The sequence below is a fragment of the Nocardiopsis trehalosi NBRC 14201 genome (assembly GCF_001552555.1).
Lineage (GTDB): Bacteria > Actinomycetota > Actinomycetes > Streptosporangiales > Streptosporangiaceae > Nocardiopsis_B > Nocardiopsis_B trehalosi.
In genome coordinates, this window is the sequence record NZ_BCRK01000008.1 from 57,617 (window position 1) to 68,212 (window position 10,596).

Below are 10,596 nucleotides of genomic sequence, written 5' to 3' on the forward strand. Positions count from 1 at the left end.
CCCCCTGGCTTCCTGCGGCACGTGGGTCCCAGCCTAGTCGGCGGGGTGGGTTCACTCGTACGTGTGCTCACGGGCCTGGATGCCCAGGACCAGCCCGATCGCCATGAGGTTGGCGATCGTGGCGGTGCCCCCGTAGGACACGAACGGCAGGGGCAGGCCGGTGATGGGCATGATGCCCAGCGTCATCCCGATGTTGATGAAGCACTGGAAGCAGAGCCACGCCGCCACCCCGACGCACACCAGCCGGCCGAACGGCTGCTCGCAGCCCGACGCGATGCGCAGCACCCGCCACACCACGAGGGCGAGCAGGGCGAGGATGACCGCGCCGCCGACGAAGCCCAGCTCCTCGCCGGCGACGGTGAAGATGAAGTCGGTGTGCTGCTCGGGCACGAACCGGCCGCTGGTGTGCTCGCCCTGGAACAGGCCGGTCCCGTTGAACCCGCCCGACCCCACCGCGATCTTGGCCTGGTTGGCGTTGTAGCCGGTGCCGCGCGGGTCGGCGGTGGGGTCGACGAAGCTGGTGAACCGGGCGATCTGGTAGTCCTTGAGCAGCCCGAACCACCAGACGCTGAACGCCGCCGCGATGCCGCAGCCGATCAGCCCGGTGACCCACCGCACCGGCGCCCCCGACAGGGCGAGCATGCCGAGGTAGATGCAGCCCAGCACCATGGCGGTGCCGAGGTCCGGCTGGGCCAGGATGAGGCCGAGCGGCACGGCCAGCGCGACCAGGCTGAACAGCACGTCGCGGGTGGTCGGCCGGTGCTCGCCGTCGCGCGGTTCGCCCAGCAGCATGGCCACGCCCAGCACCAGGGCGATCTTGGCGACCTCGCCCGGCTGCGCCTGGAACCCGCCGATCACCACCCACGAGCGCGACCCGTTGATGGTGGCGCCCAGCGGGGTCAGCACCAGGATCAGGCCGACCGTGGCCAGCGCGTAGACCACGGAGGTGTAGGCGCGGATGAGCCGGTAGTCGACGGCGGCGACGGCCAGGCAGGCCACGGCGCCCAGCACCAGGTGGACCGCCTGGCGGCGCACGTGCCCGGTCGACGCGGCCGGGTTGTCCGTGCCGGACGTGGCCGCCCACACCAGCAGCAGGCCGATGGCCGACAGCGCCGCGACGGAGTAGAGCAGCACGCCGTCGAGCCGGCGCGGGATCGCCGAGGTCGCACGCGTCAGGTAGGTGCGGGGCGAGACGGCGGTCATGGCGTCTCCTCACTTCCGGACGTCCGGTGCGGTGGCGGCGGGTGGAGCGGCTCAGTCCGCGTAGCCCTCGGGGGCGACGATCGTGCCGTCCGGGCGGACCGTCGGCAGTTCCGCGGGCGGCACCCCGCCCGGGATCGCGGGCGCGAGCGGCTCGTCCTCGGGTTTGCGCGCGTCGGCCTCGCCGGGAGCGTCGCCGCGCTCCGACTCGGGCGGGGCGCCGTCGCTCTTCGGCGGGAACCCGTAGATGCCGTCGTAGATGTCGCGGGCGACGGGGGCGGCCATGGCGCCGCCGGTGCCGCCCTGGGAGATGAGGACCACCACCGCGAACCGCGGGTCGTCGGCGGGGGCGAAGGAGGCGAACCAGGCGGACTCGTGCCGGCCGAGCAGGGTCGCGGTGCCGGTCTTGCCCGCGATGGACACCCGGTCCTGCGGGAAGCCGTCGAACGCCCCCTGCGCGGTGCCCTCCTTGGGCACGTCGGTCAGCGCGCCGCGCAGGTAGTCCAGGGTCGCGTCGCTCACCGGCAGCTCCCCGGCCTTGACCGGCGGGATCTCCCGCGTCTGCTTGCCGTCGGCCGAGACGAAGCCCTTGCCCACGCGGGGCTCCCACAGGGTGCCGCCGTTGGCGATGGCGGCGTAGGCGCGGGCGAGCTGCAGCGGGGTGACGAGGACGTCGCCCTGGCCGATGGCGAAGTTCACGGCGTCGCCGGCCCGCCAGGCGTAGCCGTCGACGCAGAACTCCTCGGCGGCGCGCTTGAGGTAGTCGGCGTGGCCGGGGTCGTCCTTGGCGACCTCGGGGTAGCCGTTCTCGGCGCGCGCGCAGGCGTCCTCGCGCCCGGCCTCCCAGTACTCGCGCTTCCACTCGCGGTCGGGGATGCGGCCGGGCACCTCGTGCGGCAGGTCGATGCCGGTCGGGGCACCGAACCCGAACCCGGTCGCCATCGCGGCCATGGCGTCCTCGGGTTCGCCCTTGGGCTTGATGCCGCCGTCCTTGCGCCACATGTCGTAGCCGAGCTTGTAGAACACGGTGTTGCAGGACACCACGATCGCCCGGTGCAGGTCGAGGGTGCCGTGGGCGTTGCCCTCGAAGTTCTGGAAGGACCGGCCGCCCACCGTGATGGAGCTGGGGCAGGCGTAGTCCGCGTCGAGCGAGTACCCGTTCTCGGCCGCCGCGGCCAGCGAGGACACCTTGAACGTGGAACCGGGCGGGAACTGGCCCTGCACCGCCCGGGAGATGAGCGGTTCGCCCGCCTTCTCGCTGAGCAGGCCGTCGTAGGTCTCCTGGTCGATGCCGCCGTCCCAGACCTCGGGGTCGTAGGTGGGCAGGCTGGCCATGGCCACGATCCGGCCGGTGCGGACGTCCATGACCACGCCCGCCGCGGCGTCGGCCGGGTTGCCCTCGTTGCGCGAGCGCTTCACGCCGCGCGCCAGCGCCTCCTCGACGATGTCCTGCACCCGGCGGTCCAGGCTGGTGACGAGGTGCATGCCGGGCTGGGAGGGCGACTCGTGGACCACGCCGGTCACGTTGCCCATGTTGTCGACGCCGAGCCGGCGCCGGCCCGCGGTGCCGCGCAGCTCCTCGTCGTAGGCGGCCTCCAGGCCGTCGCGGCCGACCTGGTCGACGCCGGTGAACTGGGTGCGCAGGTTCTCGCGCTCCTCCAGCTCCTGGGCGGTGATGGGCGACAGGTAGCCGAGGGTCTGCACGGCGGCGCTGCCCCGGGTGTGCTCGCGCTGGGCCTGCTGCTGCGCCGAGATGGCCGGGAACTCCTCGCGGCGCTCCATGATCTGCAGCGCGACCTTGGGGTCGACGTCCTCGGCCAGCGAGATCGGCTGGTAGGGCGACCCCGGCCAGCACGGGCGGGGCACGTCGGGGCCGCACAGGCGGGTGCGCTGCCGCAGCTCCTCGAACGGCCGGTCGAGGACGCCGGCGAGGCGCCGCAGCACCGCGTCGCCGCCGTCGTCCTGCGCCATCAGCGCGTGGTAGTCGGCGGACACCACCAGTTCGGTGCGGTTGCGCACCAGCGGGCGGCCGACGGCGTCGAGGATCTGGCCGCGGGTGGCCGGCACGATCAGGGTCTGGGTGTGGCTGGCCTCGGCCAGGCTGCGGAAGTGGTCGGCCATGGGCACCTGGAGGTACCACATGCGGACCAGGAGCGTGGCGAACAGCGTGAGGACCAGGACCTGGGTGACCAGCAGGCCCGTGCGGCCGGGCCGCCGGGCGGCGGCGGCCTCGGCGCGGGCCGCGCGGCGGTGCCGGCGCTGCGGACTGCGCATCCCCCTCATCCCCCCATCCCCCCGGCCCACGGCGCGGTCGCGAAGGACGCGTAGCTCTCCCGGGTGAGCCGGCGCATCGCCGCCGTCAGCGGCCACAGCACCAGGGGGCTCACCACCAGTGTCATCAGCAGGGTCAGCGTGGCGGCGAGCAGCACGTCCAGCACGCCGAACCGGGCGTCGCCGACCACCAGGCCGATGAAGGCGAAGAGCAGCGCCGTGCCGAGCGTGGCGGCGGCCGCCACCGCGTACGGCTGGGCGCCGGTCCGCTTCTCGGGGGCGCGCATGGCGGCGATCGCGTAGCCGGCGAGGCAGAGCACCAGCGCCCCGCGTCCGAGTTCGTGGTCGGCGGGCGGCAGCAGGTCCAGGGCCAGCCCGGCGGCGAAGCCGGTGCAGGCGCCCGCGACGGGGCCGGTGAACAGCGCCACCCCGGTGACCGCCAGGACCACCAGGTCGGGCGCCGCTCCGCCCGGCAGCGCGAGCCGGTTGACCAGCACCGCCTGGACGAGCACGGCCAGCACGACCGCGGTCGCGGCCACCGCCGCCTTCACCGCCCCTCCGGTCCGTCGCCGCCGGGGGCGCCGGCCGCGGCGTCCTCCTCGCGGGCGGGGTCGCCTTCGGTACCGCCGCCGTCCGGGGGCGGCGCGTCCGCCGGCGCGGAGGGTTCGGCGGCCTCGGCCTCCTCCGTGTCGCGGGCCGCGCCGTCCCCGGCGTCGTCCTCGGCGGCGGGTTCGTCGGCGGCGTCGGCAGGGTCGCCGCCGGACGCGGGTTCGGCGGCGTCGCCGGGGCGCTCGCGGGGCGGCAGCACGGAGTCGCGCGGGTCCTCGGGCGGGCCGCCGACGACCACGCCGACGACGTCCAGGGTGCCGATGTCGACGGCGGGCTCCAGGTCGGCCGTGCGGGTGATCGCGCCGGGGGTCTTCTCGACCTCGGTCACGGTGCCCACCGGCACGCCCGGCACGAACGGGGTACCGTCGTGCGACCCCAGGGTGACGACCCGGTCGCCCTCCTTGACACGGGCGTCGGCGCTCATCAGTTCGAAGCGCAGCGGGGCGCCGTCGCCGAGGAACCCGGATCCGCCGTCGGCGACGCCGATCTCGCGGGAGCCCTCCAGGCGGGCACCCACCGCCGAGGCGCCGTCGGTGATCAGCAGCACCGTGGAGGTGGACCGGCCGGCCTGGACGACGCGGCCGACCAGGCCGTCGCCGTTGATGACGGTCATGTCCTCGGCGACGCCGTCGCGGGTGCCGACGTCGAGGGTGACCGCGTCGGCATAGCCGCGCGGCGACACCCGGGTGACGGCCTGCGCGGGGACGATCTCGTAGCCGCCCAGGCCGGACAGGTGCAGCAGGTCGCCGAGCTGGGCGGAGCGGCCGGCGTCGCGGTCGCGGGCGGCGAGTTCGGCCCGCAGGTCCTGGTTGGCCTTCTCCAGTTCGGCGATGCGGTCGGCGGCGCCCGGTGCGGCGGCGACCGTGTCGAGGGCGCCGGACATGGGCCCCGACAGCGCCGACACCCCCGCGGACAGCGGAGCGAACGCGGTCTCCCCCGCCAGGCGCGCCGCCCCGGTCACCGGGTTCACGCCGTCGCGGGAGTCGAGCACGATGAGCGCGACCGACGCCGCGACGAGCACACCCAGCGCCAGCCGCGCCTTCGGGGCGCCGCGGGGCATCAGCGCCGCCGTTCCGGGACGAGGACCTGGTTCAGGCGCTCGTAGTTCTCGACGCAGGTGCCCGACCCGATGGCGACGGAGTCGAGCGCGTTCTCCGCGACGTGGATGGGCATGCCGGTCTCGTGCCGCAGCCGGTCGTCCAGGCCGCGCAGCATCGCGCCGCCCCCGGTGACCGCGATGCCGCGGTCCATGATGTCGCCGGACAGCTCCGGCGGGCACTTGTCGAGGGTGGTGCGGACGGCGTCGACGATCGCGGTGGCGGGTTCGTCGATGGCCTGGCGGACGTCGGCGGCCGACATCACGACGGTCTTCGGCAGCCCGCTGACCAGGTCGCGGCCGCGGACCTCGGCGTGCAGCTCCTCGGTGCCCGTGGGGTAGGCCGAGCCGATGGCGACCTTGAGTTCCTCGGCGGTGCGCTCCCCGATCATCAGGGAGTACTCCTTCTTGACGAACGTCATGATGGCCTGGTCCAGCTCGTCGCCGCCCACGCGGATCGACTGCGAGGTGACGATGCCGCCCATGGAGATCACGGCGACCTCGGTGGTGCCGCCGCCGATGTCGACCACCATGTTGCCGGTGGGCTCGTGGACCGGCAGCCCGGCGCCGATGGCGGCCGCCATGGGCTCCTCGATGATGTAGACGCGGCGCGCGCCGGCCTGGTAGCCGGCCTCCTTGACCGCCCGGTGCTCCACCGACGTGATGCCGCTCGGCACGGCGACCACGATGCGCGGTTTGGCGAAGTGCCGGCGCCGGTGGATCTTCTGGATGAAGTAACGCAGCATGCGCTCGGTGATCTCGAAGTCGGCGATGACGCCGTCCTTGAGCGGGCGCACGGCGGTGATGTTGACGGGGGTGCGGCCGATCATCTGCTTGGCCTCGATGCCGACCGCGACGATCTTCCCCGTGGACGTGTTCAGCGCGACGACCGAGGGTTCGTTCAGCACGATGCCGCGGCCCCGGACGTACACCAGGGTGTTGGCGGTTCCCAGGTCTACCGCCATGTCGCGGCCGAGAAAGGCGAGGTTATTGGTCATGAGGCGTCCTCAGCGGCTGCAAGCGGGTGGGGAGAGCCCACCGGGGCGGTCAATACGGACTCGGTCCTGCAGATGCGGATGCAGTACCCGTATCGTAACCCTGCGCTGTCGAACGACTACGGAAACACACCGGCCCGTCACCGGACCGGCGCACGAAAAAAGCGCCGGACGGGGTCCGGCGCCGCTGGGACGGGTGGGCGGGGGCCGGGTGCGGCCCCGCGCGGTCAGCCCTCCAGGTTCGGGAAGAACAGCTTGATCTCGCGCTCGGCCGAGTAGGTGGAGTCGGAGCCGTGCACGATGTTCTGCTGGACCTCCAGGGCGAAGTCGCCGCGGATGGTGCCGGGGCCCGCGGCGACGGGGTCGGTGGCGCCGGCCAGGGCGCGGAACGCCTCGACGGCGCGCTCCCCCTCGACCACCATCGCGACCAGCGGGCCGCCGGTGATGAAGGAGACCAGCGACTCGAAGAACGGCTTGGCGGCGTGCTCCTCGTAGTGGGTCTTGGCGGTGTCGGCGTCGAGGGTCCGCAGGTCGAGGGCGACGATCTTCAGGCCGCGCCGCTCGATGCGGGAGATGACCTCGCCGATGATGTTGCGCCGGACGCCGTCGGGCTTGATCAGGACAAGGGTGCGCTCCACGGTGGTACTCCTCGCGTTTGCAGTGCGGTTCGGGCGGGAAAACCCTACCGTTCGGCGGGTTGCGCCCGGGCCGCCTTCATCGCGTCGGTGCGGGTGCCCAGCACCACCCCGGCGATCCACAGCCCGGCGAAGATGACGCCGAGCACGGCGAGCCCCGGCACGAGGAACCCGCTCGCCAGGAACGCCGCCTGCAGCACCCAGCCGCCGTAGTACGCCCAGCGGAACCGCTGCAGCGCCGCCAGCACGAGCGCGGCGGCGGCCAGGCCGCCCCACACCCCGCCGGCCAGCGCAGGCGGGTAGCCGCCGAGCTGGATCGCGACCGGCACGGCCAGCCCGATGACGATGACCTCGAACCCGAGTACGACCGCGCAGATGACCCGCACCGTCACTCCCCCTTGATCAGATGGGCGGCGTCGCCGGCCGTGACGACCGACCCCGTGATGAGCACGCCCGCCCCGCTGGGCTCGCCGCTCTCCTCGGCGAGGGCGAGCGCGGTGACGATGGCGTCGTCCAGACGGGGTTCGGCGTGCACCCGGTCGGGGCCGAACACCGCCGCGGCCGCGGCGCGCAGCTCCTCCGGCGCCAGGCTGCGCGGCGAGGAGTTGCGGGTGACCACGACCTCGTCGAGCAGTGGTTCGAGCGGTTCGAGGATGCCCTCGACGTCCTTGTCGGCCATGACCGCGAGCACCCCGACCAGGCGGGTGAACCCGAAGTCGGTGTCGACGGCCGCGGCCGTCGCGGCCATCCCGGCCGGGTTGTGGGCGGCGTCGACCAGGACGGTGGGGCTGGTGCGCACGACCTCCAGCCGCCCGGGCGAGGTGGTCGCGGCCAGGGCGGCGGCCACCAGGTCGGGGTCGAGCCGGTCGTCGCCCTCGCCGGGCGCGGCGAACGCCTCGACGGCGGCGACGGCGACCGCGGCGTTGGCCGCCTGGTGCGCGCCGAACAGCGGCAGGAAGAGGTTCTCGTACGCGCCGCGCAGGCCCTTGAGGACGACCTGCTGGCCGCCGACGGCGAGGTCGCGGTGGGCGACCCCGAACTCCAGGCCCTCGCGGGCGACCCGGGCGCCGACCTCGGCCGCGCGGCGCAGCAGCACCTCGGCGGCGGGCAGCGGCTGCTGGGCGAGGACCGCGATGGAGCCGGGCTTGATGATGCCCGACTTCTCCTCGGCGATGGCGTCGACGGTGTCGCCCAGGAACTCGGCGTGGTCGACGGAGATGGGCGTGACGACGGCCACGTCGGCGTCGACCACGTTGGTGGCGTCCCACGTGCCGCCCATGCCGACCTCGACCACGGCCACGTCGACCGGGGTGTCGGCGAACACGGCGTAGGCCATGGCGGTGAGGACCTCGAAGAACGACAGCCGGACGTCGGACCCTGCGTCGACCATCTCGACGTAGGGCCGGATGTCCTCCCACGCCTCGACGAACCGCCGCTCCGAGATCGGCTCGCCGTCGATCACGATGCGCTCGCGCATGGTCCGCAGGTGCGGGCTGGTGTAGCGCCCCACTCGCAACTGCCGTTCACGCAGCAGCGCGTCGACCATCCGCGCCGTGGACGTCTTGCCGTTGGTCCCGGTCAGGTGGATCACCCGGTAGCCCCGCTGCGGCTCCCCGAGCAGGTCCATCAGCTCGCGGACGCGCTCGGTGGTGGGGTCGATGTCGGTCTCGACGCCGCGGGCGGAGATCTCGGCGATGACGCGGGCGTAGCGCTCGTCGGCGCCGGTGTCGCTCATGGTGCGGTCGGGGTCGGAATGCTCACGCGGTCCAGCGTACTCACGCGCGGACGTGCTGCTGTACTACTGGACCCATGCGCGGCATGGACGTGTTCTTCCAGGAGTGGGCCGATCGGCGCCCGGGGCAGCGGCGCGACCTCGCGCGCGCCGCCGCCCTGATGCGCGAGCTGGGGCTGGCGCCCGGCGGCGGCCCGCCGGTGCTCGGCGTGGTCGGCTCCAAGGGCAAGGGCACCGCCGCCACCTACGCGTCGGCCTGCCTGGCGGCGGCGGGCCTGGACACGGTGACGGTGACCGGCCCGAGCCTGCGCAGCCAGCGCGAGCGGGTCCGGGTGAACGGGGCGGCGATCGGCGCCGATGTGCTCGACCGGCACGCCGCCGAGATCGCGACCGCGCTGCGGCGGCTGCCCCCGCCCGGGGACGGCTACCTGGCGCCGAGCGGGCTGTTCCTCGTCGCCGGGCTGCTGGAGGCGCGCCGCCGGGGCGCCGGCGCGTGCGTGCTGGAGGCCGGCATGGGCGGCCGCGGCGACGAGCTGCGGCTGGCGCGGCCGCGCGTGGTGGCGCTGGCGAGCGTGTTCGCCGAGCACATCGGGAAGCTGGGCGACACCGTCGAGGAGATCGCCGAGGAGAAGGCCGCCGTGGCGGGGCCGCGGACCGAGCGGTTCGTGTCGCTGCCGCAGCGGCCCGAGGTGGCGGCGGTGGTCGCCGCGACCGTGCGGGCGGCCACCGGCGGGCGGGTGGCGCCCGAGCCGCCGCCGCCCGGGCGCCCGGTGCCCGACCCCGCGCCGGCGGGCCTGTCGGCGGCCTCCGCCGACCTCGGCTGCGGTGCCGCGCAGGCCCTGCTCGACCTGCTCGGCCGCCCGCAGGGGGCGCGCACGGCCGAGGTGCTGGCGTCGGTCCGGCTGCCGGGCCGGCTGTCGGCGCACACGCTGGGCGCGACGGAGCTGATCATCGACTCCGCGATCGACCGGACCGGGGTGCGGGCCGCGCTGGAGCACGCCCGCCGGCGGTGGCCGCGGGTGGACCGGGTCCTGCTCTGCCTGCCCGACCACAAGGACGTGGCGGGCGCGGTCGCCGAACTCGACGGCGTCCCGGTGACGGCGGCCACGCTGCCCGACGCCCACCTGCGGTTCGCGCGGGCCCTGCCCGCCGACTGGGACCGGGTGCGCGCCGAGGACCTGACCCCTGCGGACCTGTCCGCTCTGGGCGGGCGGGTCCTGGTGCTCGGCACCGTGTACTTCACCGGCCGGGTGCTGGGCCTCGTGGACGCCGACACCGAGCGGCTGTTCGAGGTGTGACGCGCCGCGGCCGGGCCCCCGAACGGGGGCCCGGCCGCGGGGTGCGGAGGGTCAGCGTCGGCCGGGGCGGTAGACCGGCTGGCTCTGCGGGTTGAACTCGTCGTACTCGACGCGCTCGGCGCCGCGCAGGCGGCGGTCGTCCAGCCGCAGCACGTCCAGGCCCCGCTCGATGTCGGAGGAGTAGACGTAGCCGTTGTAGTAGTAGGTGGACCAGGTGTCGCCGCCGACGGCGGACTCGTCCACGCGCGGGTCGGGGTCGAAGTAGCCGATCTCCCGGGGCTTGCGCGGGTTGTTGAAGTCGATGACCGACACCCCGCCCTGGTACCAGGACTGCACGAAGTAGTCCTTGCCCGGCACCGGGATCAGCGACCCGTTGTGCGCGACGCAGACCTGGTCGCCCTGGTGGCGGTCGATCTTGAAGTACGACGCGAACCGCAGCTCGGGGTTCCGCTTGCCGTGCAGCGTGTAGATGGCGTTGGCGCCGCGCTCGGGCCCGATCTCCTCGGTGCAGGTCGGGGCGCCGCCGCCGCCCAGCTCGTCGGTGAACAGGACGCCCTTGGCGTCGTTGGTGAACGTCGCCGAGTGCCAGAACGCGAAGTTCTCGTCGCGCACGTGCTCGGTGATGCGCGGCTCCAGCCGGTCGCTGATGTCGAGGATCAGGCCGTCGCCCATGCACGCCGCGGCGGCGATGTCCTTGCTGGGGAAGACGGTGATGTCGTGGCAGCCCTCGGTCGGCCGGAGCAGGTTCTCCTGGTCGTGG

8 protein-coding genes and 2 pseudogenes are annotated in these 10,596 nt (G+C 74.2%); 1 reads left to right on the forward strand and 9 read right to left on the reverse strand.

Annotated elements, in window-relative coordinates; genetic code table 11:
- Positions 1-51: 51 nt before the first annotated feature.
- The 8 genes and pseudogenes from rodA to NT8_RS02890 form a co-directional block, all read right to left on the reverse strand.
- Positions 52-1,203 (reverse strand): rod shape-determining protein RodA, encoded by a 1,152-nt coding sequence (rodA, locus tag NT8_RS02855; RefSeq protein ID WP_067963921.1) that lies wholly within the window; start codon positions 1,201-1,203, stop codon positions 52-54.
- Between the two features lie 51 nt (positions 1,204-1,254).
- Positions 1,255-3,474, reverse strand: a complete 2,220-nt coding sequence (gene mrdA, locus NT8_RS02860) for a penicillin-binding protein 2 (protein ID WP_067963924.1) — start codon at positions 3,472-3,474, stop codon at positions 1,255-1,257.
- A 5-nt stretch (positions 3,475-3,479) separates the two neighbouring features.
- A complete protein-coding gene (gene mreD, locus NT8_RS02865; protein WP_245646005.1) occupies positions 3,480-4,010 on the reverse strand; it encodes a rod shape-determining protein MreD in 531 nt (176 codons plus the stop codon).
- Positions 4,011-4,255: 245 nt separating this feature from the next.
- Positions 4,256-5,140, reverse strand: a pseudogene (gene mreC / locus NT8_RS02870) (rod shape-determining protein MreC); the annotation flags it as partial.
- Positions 5,140-6,174, reverse strand: coding sequence for a rod shape-determining protein (locus NT8_RS02875; RefSeq protein ID WP_067963928.1), 1,035 nt, complete (start codon positions 6,172-6,174; stop codon positions 5,140-5,142). The pseudogene mreC and the gene NT8_RS02875, both read right to left, overlap by 1 nt.
- Before the next feature lie 224 nt (positions 6,175-6,398).
- Complete coding sequence (ndk, locus tag NT8_RS02880) at positions 6,399-6,809, reverse strand: nucleoside-diphosphate kinase (protein WP_067963930.1); 411 nt, start codon at positions 6,807-6,809, stop codon at positions 6,399-6,401.
- Between the two features lie 44 nt (positions 6,810-6,853).
- The gene (locus NT8_RS02885) at positions 6,854-7,192 is read right to left on the reverse strand and encodes a DUF4233 domain-containing protein (protein ID WP_067963932.1); all 339 of its coding nucleotides are present in this window, start codon (positions 7,190-7,192) and stop codon (positions 6,854-6,856) included.
- Between the two features lie 2 nt (positions 7,193-7,194).
- A complete protein-coding gene (locus NT8_RS02890; RefSeq protein ID WP_067963934.1) occupies positions 7,195-8,541 on the reverse strand; it encodes a bifunctional folylpolyglutamate synthase/dihydrofolate synthase in 1,347 nt (448 codons plus the stop codon).
- 74 nt (positions 8,542-8,615) lie between these two features.
- Here NT8_RS02890 and NT8_RS02895 point away from each other — a divergent pair, with 74 nt between their 5' ends.
- A complete protein-coding gene (locus NT8_RS02895; protein ID WP_067963936.1) occupies positions 8,616-9,836 on the forward strand; it encodes a hypothetical protein in 1,221 nt (406 codons plus the stop codon).
- Positions 9,837-9,887: 51 nt separating this feature from the next.
- On the opposite strand, the pseudogene NT8_RS02900 reads toward NT8_RS02895, so the two are convergent.
- Positions 9,888-10,596 (reverse strand): annotated as a pseudogene (locus NT8_RS02900) (LVIVD repeat-containing protein); the annotation flags it as partial.